Here is a 17,390-nt window from a genome sequence, read left to right on the forward strand (position 1 = left end):
GCGGTGTCATGCCTATTAAAAAATTGACCACCGAAGAATAGACTTACTCCAAGACTGGGTACTAAGCTGAACATGGAGACAAATTAAATGAGTGGGTTGCTGCTGTACCCGCCCTGCAACTTCTTAAACCGCTCCAGGGTACCCCTCATTGGATCACACCCCACCCCCTAGTGCGTTCGGTGCGAAAAAATGCATTCCGTGAGGTACGTGAACCCCTCTCCATTCCGCCAGCAGCACTCTCACAATCAAGCAAACACATCCTGGCATAATATCCTTTTTTTAAACGTAAGCGACCCATAAATAAACATCGGAAGCCCGTGAGGTACAAATCTTAAATAGGGTATAAGAGGCTACAAAACCGAACCGCAGAGACCGTCGAAGGTGGCTGAACTGCACATTGAGTTGACACGTCGCAATCAAACATTACAAAAAATAATCAAAAAAATGATATGTAAGGCATAACCGCGAGCTGAGCTCACCAAGACCTGAAATTTAAACAACGCCATAGGCCATAGTTAGAGCCATTTTTTCACCCAAGTGAGCGACCAGTCTATTAAGTGTACCTCACAATCCTGATGCAAAGCGGCAAATGCCAGTGGTTCGAAAAAAGTCCGCATGCTGTTGAATGAAGATCATTGGGATGGGTTATTGGCTAACGCTAAATCCCAGGTCAAAGAAGGCGCGCAGATCCTCGACGTAAACGTGGATTACGTCGGGCGTGATGGAGAGAGGGATATGCGAGAACTGGTATCGCGACTGGTGACTAATATCACCCTCCCACTGATGCTCGACTCCACCGAGTGGACAAAAATGGAAGCCGGTCTCAAGGTCGCTGGGGGCAAATGTTGGCACGATCCACCAATTATGAAGATGGAGAAGAGCGATTTTTTAAAGTCCTGCAATTGGCAAAAGCATAAGGTGCAGGTGTTGTCATCGGCTGTATCCATGAAGAGGGAATGGCTCGTTGGAAGAATTATCCCAAGATTGTTCTACCATAATCAGTCCAAAATCCGCTCCTTTTTAAGCAGTCTACAACAAAAACCTTGTACTTTTTCAAGACCTAAAAAGGCTACAACCAATATCAGTCAATGCGCGCGATATTTAATCACCCAGCCCTAAATAGACAACTCCCAAGCCTGATCTTACCTGATCCCTTCTCTAATTATCTTTTCAAGAATTAAAATAGGGCGGCTCCTGCTTCGGCAACGGCATGGTCTTGCTCTCCCGACCCCCACTAACCCCAATTCCCCTACTACAAGTCCCTCACTGTAAAGGGGTATTCCCCCAGCAAAAATCATGATTTTGCCATTGTTAGAGGCATGAATCCCAAAAAATTGTCCTCCTGATTGACTCTGTTCGGCTAAATCTTTAGTGGCCTGATTGAACGCCCGCGAAGTATACGCTTTTTTAATAGATATATCGATACTTCCGATCCAAGCTCCATCCATTCGTACATGGGCTACCAGATTTCCTGCTTTATAAAACTGATACAAAGCGTCACATAACGTGACAATTTGATGTTTACTTCCTGCTGTACGGACGTTGCATGCAACGTCCCAACAGTCGGCGGTTACTCATCCACAGGCATTAACGGTCAAGCCAACCGCATTTATTCACCTTATACTTAAATTTAAGTCTTTGTCAATAGTGCATCAATAGTGCTTCCTATCCAGAAATGCTTAAGCAGATAAACGTTCAACCCGACCAATGAAAGCCATTAGAGCAGAAGATACAAATTTCATGCTCATAACTATCTGTGGAGCAATCGGGAAGAGTCTACCAACTACTATATCTAGTAGGAACAAAGGGCAAGAAAAGTTCCACAAATGGCGTATAATTTCTGATGTTGCGCAAGTCCTGTAAGTATCGTACTATATCGCTTACATACGCAAATTATCAACTAAGTCAAAACTCCCTCATCCACTACTGCTATATTCATTGGTTGACCAATTTCGAGTGCTTTTTTTTCGGCAGCACTAATTACTCTTCTGGCATCTTCTAATGTAACCATTAATCCCTCCATTGGATTTGACTTTAGATGTCTGTTAATTTAGCTGATTGGGTTATATATTCAGGACTTACGCTGAGATTCTATATATAGTGAGGGCGAATGCCATTCGCCCCTACAGATGGTGCTTAAAAGGTCGATTTGCGTAAGTCCTGATATTGAGACATTAAGTAGACTAGCAAATTACAGGCTATTAGACAATACCATTTTATGATCTCTAAATTTCAGTCAATCTCGGTATCAATTGAGCCAAATTTCTGTCTTAGCTAGGTTGAATTTTTCCTTGAACTCTGAAAATATCAGATATGGTAATGTTTATTTAGTTTATCTTAGAAAAATAAATGCAAAGTCATGCACACAACAGCAATTGATTTTATACAGCGTTTTACAGGAAAGGATTTAAGCAATCGAAATATACTCCAAGAGTTTTCAGATCAAGTCATATTCTCTAGTTGGTTAAAAAAACAATACCCTAATACGTCACAAGAAATGTACAATGCCATGCTGTTGGTGGCACGACCATATTTTGAGTATAAAGATACGCCCGTATACGTTGTATCATTGGTCGATACACTTTTTATTACGGGGCGTAGTGACTCTAGCATCAGCTTTATCCGACCTAGTACTTTAGGCACTCAAAAACAAATGATACTTGATGTACCACATGCCGGAACCTTACCACCTTCTTGTGTTGATGGACTATTATTTGATGACGTAATTGCTGATGAATCCGTATGCTCTAGCAATCCTTACACAATTTGGAATCAAGCAGATGTTGGGGTTTTGGAGGTATCTGGAAGTATTTGGCAAAATCATCAAAATTTTGTCTGTGGTTCGGCAGTATTGACAAATTTAATTATCAGCAATGGCAATCGCGCTCCAGCAAAAGAAGGTAGAACTAATCAGGTCTACAATACACACACTTATCGTGGGACTCCTCTATACAAAGATATTTCTCAGCCTACGGTCGAAACAAAACTAGGGTTAAAAAAGAATCATGATTTGAGTATTGCTGTAGCTGGAGCATGTCGTGCTGCTGCGTATATGACAAATCCGAATTATCCTATTATCTGTTTAGAACCACATAGTTATTCAGCATTTTCCCATGAAATACTCGATGCGTTATTTTCACCAAAACTAGATGGTATGAACTTAACTAAATTTGCACCGCACAATGGTGGTACAGATACCAAAGCACTACTAGATTATCTGCGCAATACCCATGACTTGAAATCGTATCAAGAGTTAGTTAGACCATTGGTGTCAGTCCTAGATGTCTCAAGTCCTGACGAGCCAGATAAATACAGTACTGTTAATCGATCTCAAATGGAAGCTTTTGTCGATCCCTTTATAAGCATGATACGGGAGACTTCTAACAGACTACCCATTAATATTGATAATTGGGAAAAATCGCGTCCTGATGTTTATGGTGCTACCAATACTATTCTGAAAAGGTTAGAAGAAGTGATAAAAAAAGCCAATTATTATCTTGACATTAATGATGACAACCTAATATCAAAAACCATAAATACGCTGACAATTGAATATAATAGGGGACTTGTAACATCCAACGAAACCTCTAACATCCACACCAGTGAACAAGATTTTTACGAGCGTTGTCAATTGGTCGGTGCGGCATTTGTAGCCGGCATCAAGAATATGCAAAATCTGTGGTAATAATGTATCCGCTCAATAAATGGGGGCGGACTACCAGTTTAGGAAGGATTTTACGCCATTTGAGCCTTGCCATTTACCGATTTACCCCGGATTATTGAGCGGTTACCGAAAAATTGGGTTTAAAGCCTCGCCCTTGTAGGGCGACTTTTTATTTTTATGTTACAGCGCTTTTCAGATGAGTGAACCACAAAAGTGTAAAATGTAACTAAAGACAAAATAGTTATCTAGAGCGATCGCCAAACGAAAAAATGGCCAGACCATATTCACCAGATTTACGTCTTCGTGTGATTAGAGCCTATCAAAACAAAGAAGGTTCTCAACGTCAAATAGCACAAAGATTTCAAGTTAGTTTGACTTTTGTCCGTAATTTCAGAGCGGCATTATCGAAACACAGGAACTGTGAATCCAAAACAACATGGAGGAGGACCCAAGACTAAAATTGAAAATTATTTTGATTTTTAATGAGCGCAGAAAATTCAACAAAAACCAGATATTTTACTTTGTGAATTATGCCAGTATTTTCAAAGTAAGACAGGAGTAAAAGTTAGTGTATCAACAATGTATCGAACGCGTGAAAAACTCAATATAACTAGAAAAAAAAGTATTTGTGCTTCGGAACAAGAGAGAGAAGATATTAAGCAAAAACGCTACGAATATCGAAAATGGTTGGATTTAATAGATATACATAATTTAGTATTTGTTGATGAATCAGGGGTTAATTTAGGCATGACTCGTGCTTATGGCAGAGGAACAAGAGGAGAAAGAGTAGTCACAAATACTCCTAGAAATCGAGGTCGCAATACAAGTGTATTAGGGGCATTAAGTATAGATGGTTTAATTGCATCAATGACAGTAATTGGCAGTACAAATAAAAAAATATTTGAAGTATATATTGAACAAATTTTAGTACCTCAATTATGGCCTGGAGCAATTGTATTGATGGATAATTTAAGTATTCATAAAGGGCCAAGAATTGAAGAATTAATTAACTCAGCAGGAGCAAAATTAATATTTTTACCAGCTTACTCTCCAGATTTGTCACCTATAGAATTATGCTGGTCAAAATTTAAAAATTTCCTCCGTTCTTATGAGGCCCGAACTTCAGAACAATTGGATCGAGTTATTAGTTTAGCGATCGCTCAAATAACTGAAGATGATGCCGTGGGTTGGTTTGAACATTGTGGTTTATTCATATGAAAACCGCTGTAAGTGAATTGAATATATGCTATAGTGTTATTAGTTGCCGGGGGGCACTCGGAAACTCTAAACGGACGTGGAGGGAAGTGTTAGACTACCGCCAAGGAAGCAGCACCCTGTGTTAGCGACAGCTATGCGAAGCAAAGCGTCAACCCGCCGAGGAGCTATGGCTCAGTAGGAATCCCCGTGCCTAACGGCCGGGGAGGATGTCAAGTAATAATTCCCATGTAGTGGAAAGAATTGGCGAGTTTTTCGCCCTACTGATGGCCTTCTATTTGATGATCAGGGCGTTGCTGAATTGAAGTATGAATGCGCGATTGTTTAGCTCTGGTAAAGCCCCTAAATCCCCCAATTTTGGGGGACTTTTAGAGTTTTATTCCCCCCAAAATTGGGGGGCCAGGGGGGCAAAATCATACCCAGAATCAGCAACGCCTGATCAGAGTCGTTTTTATCATAGTTCAAGCGATCGCCTGATCATCTCTTAAGTTTCGGTCAATCTGGGAATCAATTGAGCTAAATTACAAGGACGATTACGAGAATCAAGTTGCTCTTTGATAATACTCCATCCTGTTTGACAAGCACCACTAGAACCAGGTAAACAAAAGATATAAGTACCGTTAGCTACGCCTGCCAAAGTTCGAGACTGAATGGTAGAGGTTTTAATTTCTTGATAGGAAATCATCCGAAATATCTCACCAAACCCTTCAATTTCTTTGTCTAAGAGTGGTTTAATGGCTTCTGGTGTACCATCTCGTCCTGTAACTCCGGTACCACCAGTAGTCAAAATTACTTGGACAGATTCATCTGCAACCCATCTAGATACTACAGCACGAATTTGGTAAATGTTATCGGGAACGATAGTTTTTTCTGCTAATAAATGACCTGTTGTGGTTAAATTATCCACTAATATTTTGCCCGATTTATCATCAGCTTCGGTTCTTGTATCAGAAACGGTTAGTACGGCGATTTTTAAGGGTAGTAAAGATTCGTTTTGATTCATTTTTGTGATTTTTGTTATTTTTAATTAATGTAGGGGCGGTTCGCGAACCGCCCCTACAGGGAAATAATTTTCTACTTCTAAAACACTTTTACCAAAACAACTATTGACAATTGTTGTCACGCGATCGCTATTTAAGTTAGGCAGAGAATTGCTTATTGTTAATTCTAAATATCCTGAATCACCATAAACAAAGAATCTAACTTTATTATTTTCCCACAGCCAAACTTCAGGAATCTTTAAGTATTGATATTTAGTTAAATCGTCGATACTCCCTGATGTTAGATTTATTTCTACTGCCAAATCTGGCTTGTCTTTGTCTATTTCAAAACAGTAAGCTACATCAGGTTCTTTCCCTTCAATTCCATCTTCCTTAAGAGTAGTTTGATTGTAAGGAAACAGTGCAAGGTTGTTTTGACGGCAGTAAGCCCAAATAATTGCTCTAATATAATCACCAATTAATTCATGGTTACGTCCTGGGGACACGATAGTAATAACTCCATTGCGAAATGAGACTCGTTTACTAGGCAAATCTAAACTAATATATTCAGCCCAAGTTGTATTAGTAATTGTGCTAATTCGATCGCTTTTTTGTGTTCCAATAGTTAACATTTTTACTTAGGGGATATAGTTATTTCGTTACTAATCTAGAATATCAGACTAAAAATCTAAATATTAGCCTTATTAGCGGTCTTAAATCTTTGTGCCATCGCTAAATGTGGCAAAGGTTTTGATACCTAAATCTATACCTACTGAATTATCAGTTTGAGGCAAGATTTCTGGTTGTATTTCTACTACAAAACTTAAGGAATATCTAGTAGGGGCGATTCGCGTTTGCGCAGCATTCCGCAGGAAATCGCCCCTACAATCTTTAATTACTGTGTAAGCATTCAGGCGTCAGCCATCAGCTATCAGTTATTACTTTTAGTTTAGGATAAAAGCAATATTTAATTGTCTTACTGCAAAAGTTGCCTCCCTTGCCCTTAAAATCTATATTAATTTAAACACTGTCCTTAAGGGTAGAGTCTTGTTGCTGATAGCTGACAGCTAATAGCTGTTTGCGCAGCATTCCGCAGGAAATGCTTACATTACTGTTACTGATGATGGAGCTGTAGGTAACTCTCTTGACCATACTATTTTCAGCTCTCCAATCTTAGCCAAATAAACTTTGTGTTGACCAACTTTAAACCTCCCTTTGTAAATCTAGCAGTTTGCTTTGACTTTCTAATGCATAAATTTAGGAGGTTTAACAGGTCTACCTTTTCTCTTGCCTTTTGTCGAACTGAAAAAGTTTTGTAGGGGCGTTTGCTGACGCATAGCTCCGAATGGCGCCCCTACGGTTTAAATCATTCAAAGATTGCTGCAATGGTATAGCAGAAACTTCTGATAACCATTCTCTGTATTCAGTCTTTTTAGCTTGAGTAATAAAAAGTTTTTGTAGCTCAGAATTAATGGGTTTTTTTCTCCTGAAGTATACTTTTTTTTTGCAGCAAGCTAGACTATCATTCCAAACCACACGGACACAAGCAAATAGCTTTGCTAATTGGTGTTTTTGTCCCGGTGTGGGATAAATACGATACTTAAATCTAGCTTTCATAATTTGACTCTTAAGCTAACATTTAGGATAACATATTTATTGACATAAAATCAACTAAAAAGTCGCCCGCTTATGGGCGAGGCTTTAAACCCAATTTTCTGATAAATACTTGAAGATTACACCTGTATGTTAGAATTAACTACTATCAAACAAACAGCCCTCGATTATCTCTTGTCCAATCTGGAAGTATTTCCAGAACATCGTCACTTGTTTGAGGTTGTAGGTGCAACCTGTTTTGATAATAATGAGTGGATGATTAACATTAGTATTGTCGGTTTAATAGGTAAATATTGGAATGTTTTTGTCGATGGCAACACGGGAAAAATTTTACCAGACTGCGAGTTTAATACAGATTGCCAAGACTTGAATGAACCCCATCAATATTCCCATTTGCCCGACTATTTAAATCAACTGCTCAATCACCTGACTGCCAGAGTTTCTAGGTAAATTAAATGGCGTTGCTGATTAGTAATGATCTATGCTTATGTAGGAAAAGTTTGAAATTTTAGATAGTGCAGCAGAAGACGAAGTTCTTTCATCTGTGTTGACATCCTCTCCGACCTAAAGGTACGGAGATTCCCTTCTATCAATCAAACAGACGCTCGCTGAAAGAATGATTCAGAGCGGGTTGACACATCACAGTTAGCAACTGCCTTTTTACGAGCAGATTTACGCCGACTCCGTGTCCGTTTTTGATATAATCGACCGCTGTCCGTCGGCGACTGTATTGAAAAGAGATAATTGCACAGGTGTTTCCAATATTTCAGTCTCAACCTTGGTTATCGGTTGCACTGTTTCAACTATTGGGGTATTTAAAATATTGATGGCAGCATTGATATCACGGTCATGGAAAGCACCACAGTTCAAGCACGTCCACTCCCTAACGCCTAATTCTTTTTTACCACCTTTAAATCCACAACATGAACATTTTTGAGTTGTAGCTTCCCATCTAGAAATAACTCTAAATTCTCTGCCATATTTTTCTGCTTTTCCCTCTAATAATGTCCTAAAAGTTCTCCAACCTAAATCAGAAATAGCTTTAGCTAGTTTTCTGTTTTTAATCATTCCTGAAACATTAAGGTCTTCCAAAACAATGGTGTCATACTTACGAACTAAATCAGTAGATAATTTATTAAGGAAGTCTGTACGTTTGCGCAGCATTCCGAAGGAAATGTCTTTGACTTTAGCATGGAGTTTTGCTACCCTTAAATTAGCTTTTTCACGACGTTTACTGCCTGGTCTTTTTTGGCTAGCTTGCGTTGAAATTTTGCTAACTTCTTAAGGTTTTTTTTCAATGGTTTTGGTGCTAATATTTTCTCACCATTAGATAAAGTAGCAAATGTACTAATACCTAAATCTATACCAATAGAACTTTCAGTTTTAGGTAAGTAATCAACAGATGTTTCTACTACAAAACTCAGGAAATATCTATTGGCTGAATCCTTGATTATTGTTACTGATGATGGAGGGTTAGGAAGTGGTCTTGACCAATGTACTTTTAGGTTTCCAATCTTGGCTAAATATACCTGATCTTGACCAGGCTTAAATCCTCTTAAACTAAATCTAGCTGTCTGTTTTGACTTACGCTTTTTTAATTTTGGAGGTTGTACGGGCGAACGGCCGTTCGCCCCTACCCTTTACGTTTACCCGTAACTGAATTGAAAAAGTTTTGATATACTTGGTGCAAATCATTCAATGACTGTTGTAATGGAACTACTGATACTTCAGTTAACCAAGCTCTTTCAATTGTCTTTTTAGCTTGAGTAATAAATACTTTTTGTAATTCGGTATTACTAGGTTTTTTATTGTTAGCTTTAAACTCTTGAATACAATGAGTTAAACTATCATTCCAAACTACTCTAACACAACCGAATAACTTTGCTAATTGTATTTGTTGTATTAAGTTGGGATAACATCTATACTTGTATCTTGCTTTCACTATTTTTGACCATAATTACTAACACTGAATATTTACAGCGTAGCGCTTTGTTATATATTTATTATAATATATTTGTGGGTACATTGTGGGGTTTTATGAAAGATAAAACATTAAAAGTTAGACTATCAAGCAAGAGATTAGATAAGTTAAGATTATATGCTTTGATAAAGGAAAAAAGTATGACCCAAATAGTAGAAGAAATGATTGATGATTTGCCTAATCCAGAATTAAAGTCGCCCTATAAGGGCGAGGCTTCAGACCCACTTTTTCGGTGAATAGGGTTGACTCTTAGGGGATTCAACGAATTAACGACCACATATTCGACATTGGAAACACTGTTGGCCAGGTCTTAGGCCATTTTTCCTGGTGTGGGTGGAGTTACATTTTGGACATATCATGTTCTGGATTCTACAACATTTATCATTACATTTCAGCAACGCCAATTAAACACTGCTTTGTATGTAATAATGATTATCATTCATTACAAAATTTAGCTAACATGAATCCCCTATTTACCGCTCGCACTTCCGTAGAACAGGTTGAGGAAGGTTTGTTACTTGCGCCCAAATTTGATGCCAATGGTTTGATTCCAGTAGTTACCACAGATGTCAACACGGGTGAATTGCTGATGCACGCCTATATGAACGAAGAGGCGTTAGTTAAAACCATTGAAACGGGAGAAGCTCATTATTACAGTCGCAGTCGTCAGCAGCTATGGCATAAAGGTCAATCTAGTGGACTGGTGCAAAAAGTACAGCAGTTAGCTATTGATGACGACCAAGATTGTCTGTGGATGCAGGTTAAAGTAGCTGGTTCGGGTGCTAGTTGTCACGTGGGTTATCGTTCTTGTTTTTATCGCCGTATTCCTACGGGAAAAAGTGCAAGTGAATCCCAGGAACCAATTCAGTTAATATTTACCGAAACGGAGAAAACCTTTGACCCGAAAACAGTGTATGGTGATGCTCCCAACCCAACAAAATTGTAAATTTACTTCAACCGTAGGAATAAAACTGTAGAAAATCGTGACAGCTTTTATCTTGATATTGAATTAACCAATACTGGCGCTCTTGCCGCATCTCACTATTCCCATCCTCCGGAATGCTACGCAAACGGCAGTAAATGCCTCTGGGAATTTCTTTCTAATTATTGCTCTGCTGATTAAATATCAGATGGATTACGTTGAGCGCGACGATGTAACGTAACTTGAAAATCATGCCAATGGTTCTCTATCCAGATTGGAGGATTATGATGCTTCCGACGTAAGGTAGCACGGATTTGATAATCGAAAATTAGGGACTGCGTAATCACTTGTAACTATGAAGGTAGAATCAAGCCAGAAGAAATAAATAGACTCCTCTAAGCCTGATTTTACCTTATCCATCTCAAATGATGTTTTCCAGAATTAAAATGCGGCGGTTCCAGCTTCAGCTACGGCATGGTCTTGCTCTCCCGACCCCCCACTAACTCCAATTCCCCCCACTACTTGTCCCTCACTGTAAAGGGGTATTCCTCCAGCAAAAATCATGATTTTGCCATTATTAGAGGCGTGAATCCCAAAAAATTGGCCTCCTGATTGACTCTGTTCGGCTAAATCTTTAGTGGCCAGGTTGAACGCCCGCGAAGTATACGCTTTTTTAATGGAGATATCGATACTTCCGATCCAAGCTCCATCCATTCGTACATGGGCTAATAAATTTCCTCCCCCATCCACTACTGCTATATTCATTGGTTGACCAATTTCGAGTGCTTTTTTTTCAGCAGCACTAATTACTCTTCTTGCATCTTCTAATGTAACCATTAATCCCTCCATTGGACTTGACCTTAGATGTCTGTTAATTTAGCTGATTGGGTTAACTTATATTAAGACTTTAAGTACACTAGCAAATTACAGGCTATTAGACAATAGCATTTTATTATCTCCAAGTTTCAGTCAATCTCGCTATCAATTGAGCCAAATTTGTGTCTTAGCTAGGTTTAATTTTTCTTTTACTAATACGTCGCCAAAATGCTTTGACTACCTTGAATTGATCGATCGCGTGTAAGATAATAAATGCTAAAAAAGTATAACCTAACCAAAAATGTATGCTTCGACCTAAGTCTACTAAGTCACTATTCTGGGGAAATAAATCAGGTAAGGTTAGACCAAAAAAGCGGACATTATTGCTTTTAAAGGAGTTAGAAAAAAAGAAACCACTAATAGGAACACCCCACATAAAGATATAAAGAGAAGTATGCAGAGCTACTTTTTGCATCCATGGAAAACTATACTTGGGCAATCGCTTAGTATATTTCTTCCACCACACTCGTAATAGAGTTAAAATTCGCCAAGTTAATAAAGCCATTGCCAATACTCCTAGAGACTTATGGAAATCATAAAGAAAGTTTCGTCCAAAGACTTCTCTAGGCAAACGCGACATAAAAGCACCAACTATAAATATAATAATGTAACAATTAAACATCCACCAATGGATCGACATTAAATTTTTGTAAGCAGAATTTTTCTCGATTTGTTTGTTTTTGAAGCTTGAGCCATGATTTTCCCGCAAGTTATTTTGCAGTGATACTATTTCAAAGTTTTAATTTTAACATTTAATATCAATGGCTTTGTTGCAGGAATATCCTGGAATGCTTGCAGTACAATGCTTTTGCATTAGCAAAGTTTATTGATAAATTCTTATTTCATTAGTTTCTACAAATAGCAACTATTGTATGCAATTTTCATTCAACAGTTAATCACCCTACACAGTGCTGACTCTAAGGAGTTCTGATGGGGCCGCTTGCCCCAGAAGCATCGGGCTTACTCAAACTCCGAACAGGTGCCCCCCAAGCCGGTCACAATGGTGCAGGTGTTGTAAACCAGCATGCCCTGATAGCTGCCTGCGGGAGTGCCCTTTTCCCCGATGCCGTCAGCAATCAGCACATCCTCTGAAATATTCACGCCCGCCTCATTGGCGACGGTGCCCAGCACCTTGTCGTTGGCGGTTAGCTCCGCAAACAAAATGGGGACGCCGATCGCCTTAATTCTCTCGGACAGGGATTTAACCTCGGCTGCTGTGGGTTCTTCCTCGGTTGAGAGCCCCAGCAGGGTACCTTCGACCACCATACCATAGGCTCTGGCGTAATAGCTCATGGCATCGTGGGTGGTAATCAGACGGCGCTGATTCTCTGGAATGGTGGCAATTTGTTTGGGAATCCAGGCGTCTAAGCGCTCCAACTTACTGGTGAGTGCATCAGCATTGCTGGTGTAGGTCTTGGCATTGTCGGGGTCGATTTTAATCAGGGTTTGCTTGATTTGCTTTACCATGCGGATGCCGTTTTCAACGTCATGCCAAATGTGGGGATCGGGTTCTTCCTCCACTTCAATAATGTCCTGGACGGCTTCTTCGTGTACCGCCACTTTGGGGGCTGGGGTGGTGCTTGCTTCCGCCATCTCAATAATCGACGGCTCAAAGTTCATCCCCGCGTAGAACACGGCATCCGCCACCTCGATCGCCCGTCGGTCAGACGGCCTAGCTTGATATGTGTGCGGGTCTTGTTCGTAGTCGATCAGACAGTTTGGTTCCAACACCCCCGCCGCAATTTGCTCCACCATGCTGCAGAGAACGCTGTAGGAGGCGACGACCTCCGGAGTCCCGCCATCTGCCTGGGCGATTTCATCGGTGTCTCTTCCTTCCCTCTGAGTGGCGATCGTCTCCGCAGTGCCGCCACCAGCCGCCAAGCCAACCACAACTGCTAAAGCCGCAAAAATACCTGCAAAACGAGGCTTTGACTGAAATAAAAAACGCATTGAAGTCTCCTGAATAACTATATAATCGAGAAAATATCTCATTAAGTCCATAACATGACCGTGCCAAACAAACCCAGTCTGCATCTGTAACAGAAGGTTATCGCAACTGAGCAGACTCAAAATTCAGTAGCTCCCTTGGCAACCCTCTGGAAGTCTTATCTAGCAACATTATGAAGCCAAACGACAACTCTCAATTCCCCTCAACTGGGAAATTGTTAAATTTTGATATATATTTGCAATAGTATATCATTATTATAGAATATGATAATCATTATCATATTTTTTCATTTTCTATTCACTTTTTTCTAGAGGCAGACTATGCTGATCGTTCAAGATTTGTCCGTGAGGTATCGCAGTTTCACGGCGCTCAACAATGTGAGTTGTACCTTTGACGCTGGCGAGTTAGTGGCCATTCTTGGTCCAAACGGGGCCGGTAAAAGCACGATGGTTAAGGCAATGCTGGGGCTGATTCAGTCGGCTACGGGTACCGCCTTGCTGAAAGGGAAACCTCTGACACAGCAGCTTTCGCAGGTTGCCTACGTGCCCCAACGATCGCAAATTGATTGGGACTATCCCGTCACTGTCTGGAATGTTGTCATGATGGGTCGTACCCTGGAAACCGGGCTGTTTCGTCGGCCCAGTCGCCAATCTCGCGAGCTGGTGAAGGCGGCGCTACAGCGGGTGGGGATGTATGAGTATCGCGATCGCAGCATCAGCGACCTATCCGGCGGGCAGCAGCAGCGGGTCTTTTTAGCCCGCGCCCTGGCCAAAGAAGCCGAACTCCTGATTCTGGATGAACCCTTCAATGGAGTGGATAAGAAAACGGAATCCATTATGTTCGACATTTTTAACGAGCTGAAAGCCCAGGGCAAAATCTTGCTGATCATCAGCCATGACTTCAGCGAAACCCTGGATAATTACGATCAGCTATTATTGCTGAACAAGCACGTTGTCGCCAAAGGCCCGCGCCACGAAGTCATGACAGAAGATAACCTGGTGACTGCCTACGAAGGACCCGTACTGTTTGTCACCGCCTAACCTCTACACCATCGGAATTGATAAATCATATCAAATCCGGTAGCATTGGTGTAATTAGATGGGGAGATGGGGAGATGGGGGGACCCACCCCTAACCCCTCCCTGGAGGGGAATGTGGGGGATGGGGGACCCACCCCTAACCCCTCCCTGGAGGGGAATATGGGAGGATGGGGGATGGGGACCCACCCTAACCCCTCCCTGGAGGGGAGAAATATTTGGTAATCGTTGAAGATGGAACATTTTTTACGTGCCGAATTAAACGGATTTGATATCAAAAGGAGAATTTCTTGAACGTACTACTTGAACCGCTCAACTTTGAATTCATGCGCAATGCTATGATTATGGGAATTTTGCTAGGCATTTTGTGCGCTGTCGTGGGCAGCTACATGATCGTGCAGCAGATGAGCATGATGGGGGACATGATTGCTCACTCTGTCATGGCCGGGTTGCCGGTAGCCGTGTTTCTGAGGTTGCCCCTGTCGGTGGGGGCGCTGGTGGCGGGGGTGGTGAGTGCCGTCATGCTATCGGGGATTGAGTCGCAATCCCGGGTCAAGGTGGATGGCGTAATGGCATTGATCTTTTCATCGTTTTTAGCGATTGGCACAACACTGGTAACAGTTTTGCCAGGAGCCAACCGTATCGATGTGATTCACATTTTGTTTGGCAACATCCTGGGGGTTAACCAGGGCGATCTGAAGCTGACCTTCGGCATCACGTTCATCATTGTGCTCGGCGTCTGGCTGTTTTACAAAGAGCTGTTGTTTTACACCTTTGACCCCATTGGGGCTCAGGCCGGTGGCATGAGGGTGCACTGGTATTACCTCGGGATAGTCACCGCCATTAGCCTGACGGTGGTTGTCAGTCTGCAAACCGTAGGAGTTTTACTGGTGATGGGTATGCTGGTGGCACCTGGGATGACGGCTTATCTGCTGGTCAAAGAGCTGCACCAGATGATGATTTTGGGCAGCTGTCTGGGGGCATTTGCCAGTATTGCCGGGATGTATTTGAGCTACTACCTGGATATTCCTTCGGGGTCTTCCATCGTTCTAGTAGCTTTTGGGCTTTTTCTGCTGGCGTTCCTGTTCACCTTCTTGAAAACTAGACAAAGCTAGGCATTTGCCATCGGTGAGTGCAAATGATTTTGTGGCTCACCCGTTTCAATGTGTACTTGCACAGAAAGTTGATGTTCCGCCCTGAACGAAGTCAGAAGTCAGAAGTCAGAAGTCAGAAGTTGTTAAAGTTAGCAGAGTTTGTCTAGGAATGTCAACAATAGCTGTTTGTCAAGTTGTCTTAAGTAGGAGTGACAGAACTCCGTTCCCCTCTTTTAAAGAATTTAATCCCATTCCAAATCAAGAAACTGTGGATAAAAGTTAGAGCGATCGCCCAGACTATATTCTTAACAAAAATCCTCCCTAAAATAGCTACTGTTAAACCATGTCCGTCTCCCACCATTAACGTAGCAGTCAGTAATATTATCCCTTCAAACAAGATATATCCTATAACTAAACTAGCACTCAACCATAAATAATACCTCCAGATTTTTTGCTCAATAAATTTAGGTTTAATACTAGCTACAATTGTTACTAATAATGTTCCCAAACCCATCACTAATCCCCAAGTCAAAGATTCTAAAGTCTGAGGATATTGACGGAGAGTAAAACCATAGAATTGATTAACTAGCCAAATTATTATTGAGGAAATTATCGCCTGTTTTCTATTAAGTGTCACCCCACTAATAGCAGCAAAACCTACTAAGGGAACGTGAGGATAAATAATACTACTAGCACTGCCAATAGTAATTAACAAAAATTGCCATAGACGAGAACGAGACATTGCTTTTTCAGCATGACTCCAAACATTATAATTTTCCTGCGAATCAACTGTAATTTTATTATTCATAAATCTTGATTCCTACTATTTTTCAACAATCAGTTTTCCGTATTATAATTGATAGATATTTTTCCCTCCATACTTTATCAAAACAATTAGGTCTAAAACCCCGCTTTTTAAGGCGAAATATTTTTGGAGAGTTGCTCAAATCCTCGTTACAAAAATAACTTACAGCAAATTCCACCTTGGTGAGGTATACCCACGCGAGCAAGATGCTCGCACTGGGAAGATTCAATTATTAATATCTGTACTTCATATACTCGGAATCTGCTCTATGTAGGGGCGAATGGCCATTTGCCCCTACTGACTTCGTTAACTGAATATTCCATACAACATTCCTACTTAGGATATAAATTTTTAGATAACTTCACCCCTGCTAATAAATGCTCTTTAACAATACTTTCAGCCACATTAGGAGTAACGCGAGTGTACCAAGTTCTGTCTCCCGAATAAAACACCACCGGACCCATTTTGCAAACTTCCAAACAGCCAGAAGTAATCACATCTATATCTAATTCTGATGTTTTTACCGCAGTTTGTAAAGCCTCAAAAATTGGCTGCCACTTCCGAGAGGGATAACAACGACTCGACCGACAAACAGATAAATAAGGTCGTTTTAAAGGATTACTATTAAAAGGAATTGGACGAGTTCCTAAAACATAAATTTCTCGTAACTCCTCATAAAGTGCAAGTTTAGAAAACTCCGCTTTTTTCTCTGGCAAATAATCCTCATCTTCCCCTAAAAATGGATTCGGCAAAAATATCGTCATTAACTTTTCTGCCGCCCCATTCCAAAACTGAATCCCCCAACTTTTTGCCACTCCTTCAGGGTTTAAGCGACGATACAATGCTGCCCGACTTAAAAGACGTTTTTCTCTTAATTCTATTGGTGTCGTACAGTGAGGTCCTCCTAAATTTTTTTCTAAGCATAAATGAAGGTGCCAAGCGGGAGTTGCTACTGTCAAATAACCATCATAAATTAAGCAAAGTTTTGGAGGTTCAGTAAATTCTAATTCTAGTACCCCACCTTCAACAACATGACCTATTTGAACTTGCTGCCACTGTTGCTGAATTAATGTATATAATAGGGGACCAGTGACATCTATTGTAGTAGGAAAATCTTCATATTCTATCGTTCCACCTTTAGGATTTTTTTCCGATACCGTGCGTTTTAATGGTGTCACCCATTGATTAAATTCACTCATTTTAGTTCCCTGGATTTAAAGTTTGTTTATCAACAAAATACCTCAAAAGTAGGGGT

19 protein-coding genes and 2 pseudogenes are annotated in these 17,390 nt (G+C 40.7%); 8 read left to right on the forward strand and 13 right to left on the reverse strand.

Going from position 1 to position 17,390, the window contains the following annotated elements; translation table 11 throughout:
• Positions 1–588: 588 nt before the first annotated feature.
• Positions 589–914: pseudogene (locus SAGCYANO_RS33835) on the forward strand (dihydropteroate synthase); the annotation flags it as partial.
• A gap of 228 nt (positions 915–1,142) precedes the next feature.
• Here SAGCYANO_RS33835 and SAGCYANO_RS33840 read toward each other — a convergent pair.
• The gene (locus tag SAGCYANO_RS33840) at positions 1,143–1,493 is read right to left on the reverse strand and encodes a heme-binding protein (protein WP_375340046.1); all 351 of its coding nucleotides are present in this window, start codon (positions 1,491–1,493) and stop codon (positions 1,143–1,145) included.
• A gap of 407 nt (positions 1,494–1,900) precedes the next feature.
• Complete coding sequence (locus SAGCYANO_RS33845; RefSeq protein WP_237396948.1) at positions 1,901–2,011, reverse strand: heme-binding protein; 111 nt, start codon at positions 2,009–2,011, stop codon at positions 1,901–1,903.
• 348 nt (positions 2,012–2,359) lie between these two features.
• On the opposite strand from SAGCYANO_RS33845, the gene SAGCYANO_RS33850 reads away from it, so the two are divergent.
• Positions 2,360–3,685 carry a hypothetical protein gene (locus SAGCYANO_RS33850; RefSeq protein WP_202224058.1) on the forward strand — a complete coding sequence of 442 codons (1,326 nt, stop codon included), beginning with the start codon at positions 2,360–2,362 and terminating at the stop codon, positions 3,683–3,685.
• A gap of 474 nt (positions 3,686–4,159) precedes the next feature.
• The gene (locus SAGCYANO_RS33860) at positions 4,160–4,882 is read left to right on the forward strand and encodes an IS630 family transposase (protein WP_202224087.1); all 723 of its coding nucleotides are present in this window, start codon (positions 4,160–4,162) and stop codon (positions 4,880–4,882) included.
• 481 nt (positions 4,883–5,363) lie between these two features.
• Here the strand turns inward: SAGCYANO_RS33860 and moaB are convergent, their stop codons facing one another.
• From moaB to SAGCYANO_RS33875, 3 genes are all read right to left on the reverse strand, one after another.
• The gene (moaB, locus tag SAGCYANO_RS33865; protein ID WP_202224059.1) at positions 5,364–5,882 is read right to left on the reverse strand and encodes a molybdenum cofactor biosynthesis protein B; all 519 of its coding nucleotides are present in this window, start codon (positions 5,880–5,882) and stop codon (positions 5,364–5,366) included.
• Positions 5,883–5,906: 24 nt separating this feature from the next.
• A complete protein-coding gene (locus SAGCYANO_RS33870) occupies positions 5,907–6,491 on the reverse strand; it encodes a Uma2 family endonuclease (protein WP_202224060.1) in 585 nt (194 codons plus the stop codon).
• 643 nt (positions 6,492–7,134) lie between these two features.
• Positions 7,135–7,476, reverse strand: coding sequence for a helix-turn-helix domain-containing protein (locus SAGCYANO_RS33875; protein WP_202224061.1), 342 nt, complete (start codon positions 7,474–7,476; stop codon positions 7,135–7,137).
• 126 nt (positions 7,477–7,602) lie between these two features.
• On the opposite strand from SAGCYANO_RS33875, the gene SAGCYANO_RS33880 reads away from it, so the two are divergent.
• Complete coding sequence (locus tag SAGCYANO_RS33880) at positions 7,603–7,923, forward strand: hypothetical protein (RefSeq protein ID WP_202224062.1); 321 nt, start codon at positions 7,603–7,605, stop codon at positions 7,921–7,923.
• A gap of 222 nt (positions 7,924–8,145) precedes the next feature.
• Here SAGCYANO_RS33880 and SAGCYANO_RS46265 read toward each other — a convergent pair.
• Positions 8,146–8,987: pseudogene (locus SAGCYANO_RS46265) on the reverse strand (RNA-guided endonuclease InsQ/TnpB family protein).
• Between the two features lie 119 nt (positions 8,988–9,106).
• The gene (locus SAGCYANO_RS46275) at positions 9,107–9,415 is read right to left on the reverse strand and encodes a helix-turn-helix domain-containing protein (RefSeq protein ID WP_237396949.1); all 309 of its coding nucleotides are present in this window, start codon (positions 9,413–9,415) and stop codon (positions 9,107–9,109) included.
• A gap of 95 nt (positions 9,416–9,510) precedes the next feature.
• Here SAGCYANO_RS46275 and SAGCYANO_RS33890 point away from each other — a divergent pair, with 95 nt between their 5' ends.
• Both SAGCYANO_RS33890 and hisI read left to right on the forward strand, forming a co-directional pair.
• On the forward strand, positions 9,511–9,690 hold the full coding sequence (locus SAGCYANO_RS33890) for a hypothetical protein (RefSeq protein ID WP_202224063.1): 180 nt from the start codon (positions 9,511–9,513) through the stop codon (positions 9,688–9,690).
• Positions 9,691–9,800: 110 nt separating this feature from the next.
• On the forward strand, positions 9,801–10,400 hold the full coding sequence (gene hisI, locus SAGCYANO_RS33895) for a phosphoribosyl-AMP cyclohydrolase (protein WP_237396950.1): 600 nt from the start codon (positions 9,801–9,803) through the stop codon (positions 10,398–10,400).
• 173 nt (positions 10,401–10,573) lie between these two features.
• On the opposite strand, the gene SAGCYANO_RS33900 is transcribed toward hisI, so the two are convergent.
• The 4 genes from SAGCYANO_RS33900 to SAGCYANO_RS33915 all read right to left on the reverse strand — a co-directional run bounded on the left by SAGCYANO_RS33900 (position 10,574) and on the right by SAGCYANO_RS33915 (position 13,202).
• Positions 10,574–10,723, reverse strand: coding sequence for a hypothetical protein (locus tag SAGCYANO_RS33900; RefSeq protein ID WP_202224064.1), 150 nt, complete (start codon positions 10,721–10,723; stop codon positions 10,574–10,576).
• Between the two features lie 94 nt (positions 10,724–10,817).
• Positions 10,818–11,213: a heme-binding protein gene (locus SAGCYANO_RS33905; protein WP_237396951.1), complete on the reverse strand. Its 396-nt coding sequence runs from the start codon at positions 11,211–11,213 to the stop codon at positions 10,818–10,820.
• 166 nt (positions 11,214–11,379) lie between these two features.
• Positions 11,380–11,892, reverse strand: coding sequence for a cytochrome b (locus SAGCYANO_RS33910; RefSeq protein ID WP_202224066.1), 513 nt, complete (start codon positions 11,890–11,892; stop codon positions 11,380–11,382).
• A 320-nt stretch (positions 11,893–12,212) separates the two neighbouring features.
• Positions 12,213–13,202 carry a metal ABC transporter solute-binding protein, Zn/Mn family gene (locus tag SAGCYANO_RS33915; protein WP_202224067.1) on the reverse strand — a complete coding sequence of 330 codons (990 nt, stop codon included), beginning with the start codon at positions 13,200–13,202 and terminating at the stop codon, positions 12,213–12,215.
• A 318-nt stretch (positions 13,203–13,520) separates the two neighbouring features.
• Here SAGCYANO_RS33915 and SAGCYANO_RS33920 point away from each other — a divergent pair, with 318 nt between their 5' ends.
• Both SAGCYANO_RS33920 and SAGCYANO_RS33930 read left to right on the forward strand, forming a co-directional pair.
• The gene (locus SAGCYANO_RS33920; protein ID WP_202224068.1) at positions 13,521–14,240 is read left to right on the forward strand and encodes a metal ABC transporter ATP-binding protein; all 720 of its coding nucleotides are present in this window, start codon (positions 13,521–13,523) and stop codon (positions 14,238–14,240) included.
• A 286-nt stretch (positions 14,241–14,526) separates the two neighbouring features.
• On the forward strand, positions 14,527–15,351 hold the full coding sequence (locus tag SAGCYANO_RS33930) for a metal ABC transporter permease (RefSeq protein WP_237396952.1): 825 nt from the start codon (positions 14,527–14,529) through the stop codon (positions 15,349–15,351).
• A gap of 178 nt (positions 15,352–15,529) precedes the next feature.
• On the opposite strand, the gene SAGCYANO_RS33935 is transcribed toward SAGCYANO_RS33930, so the two are convergent.
• Positions 15,530–16,138: a hypothetical protein gene (locus tag SAGCYANO_RS33935; protein WP_202224070.1), complete on the reverse strand. Its 609-nt coding sequence runs from the start codon at positions 16,136–16,138 to the stop codon at positions 15,530–15,532.
• A 329-nt stretch (positions 16,139–16,467) separates the two neighbouring features.
• Positions 16,468–17,334 (reverse strand): ferredoxin, encoded by an 867-nt coding sequence (locus tag SAGCYANO_RS33940; protein ID WP_202224071.1) that lies wholly within the window; start codon positions 17,332–17,334, stop codon positions 16,468–16,470.
• Between the last annotated feature and the right edge of the window lie 56 nt (positions 17,335–17,390).

The organism is Okeania sp. KiyG1, from assembly GCF_014132355.1.
GTDB lineage: Bacteria > Cyanobacteriota > Cyanobacteriia > Cyanobacteriales > Microcoleaceae > Okeania.

Coding starts and splice junctions, on each gene's coding strand:
- moaB (WP_202224059.1), bottom strand. CDS start 5,882: ATGAATCAAAACGAATCTTTACTACCCTTAAAAATCGCCGTACTAACC.
- SAGCYANO_RS33940 (WP_202224071.1), bottom strand. CDS start 17,334: ATGAGTGAATTTAATCAATGGGTGACACCATTAAAACGCACGGTATCG.
- SAGCYANO_RS33915 (WP_202224067.1), bottom strand. CDS start 13,202: ATGCGTTTTTTATTTCAGTCAAAGCCTCGTTTTGCAGGTATTTTTGCG.
- SAGCYANO_RS33890 (WP_202224063.1), top strand. CDS start 9,511: ATGAAAGATAAAACATTAAAAGTTAGACTATCAAGCAAGAGATTAGAT.
- SAGCYANO_RS33845 (WP_237396948.1), bottom strand. CDS start 2,011: ATGGTTACATTAGAAGATGCCAGAAGAGTAATTAGTGCTGCCGAAAAA.
- SAGCYANO_RS33910 (WP_202224066.1), bottom strand. CDS start 11,892: ATGTCGATCCATTGGTGGATGTTTAATTGTTACATTATTATATTTATA.
- SAGCYANO_RS33905 (WP_237396951.1), bottom strand. CDS start 11,213: ATGGTTACATTAGAAGATGCAAGAAGAGTAATTAGTGCTGCTGAAAAA.
- SAGCYANO_RS33920 (WP_202224068.1), top strand. CDS start 13,521: ATGCTGATCGTTCAAGATTTGTCCGTGAGGTATCGCAGTTTCACGGCG.
- SAGCYANO_RS33875 (WP_202224061.1), bottom strand. CDS start 7,476: ATGAAAGCTAGATTTAAGTATCGTATTTATCCCACACCGGGACAAAAA.
- SAGCYANO_RS33850 (WP_202224058.1), top strand. CDS start 2,360: ATGCACACAACAGCAATTGATTTTATACAGCGTTTTACAGGAAAGGAT.
- SAGCYANO_RS33870 (WP_202224060.1), bottom strand. CDS start 6,491: ATGTTAACTATTGGAACACAAAAAAGCGATCGAATTAGCACAATTACT.
- SAGCYANO_RS33935 (WP_202224070.1), bottom strand. CDS start 16,138: ATGAATAATAAAATTACAGTTGATTCGCAGGAAAATTATAATGTTTGG.
- SAGCYANO_RS33880 (WP_202224062.1), top strand. CDS start 7,603: ATGTTAGAATTAACTACTATCAAACAAACAGCCCTCGATTATCTCTTG.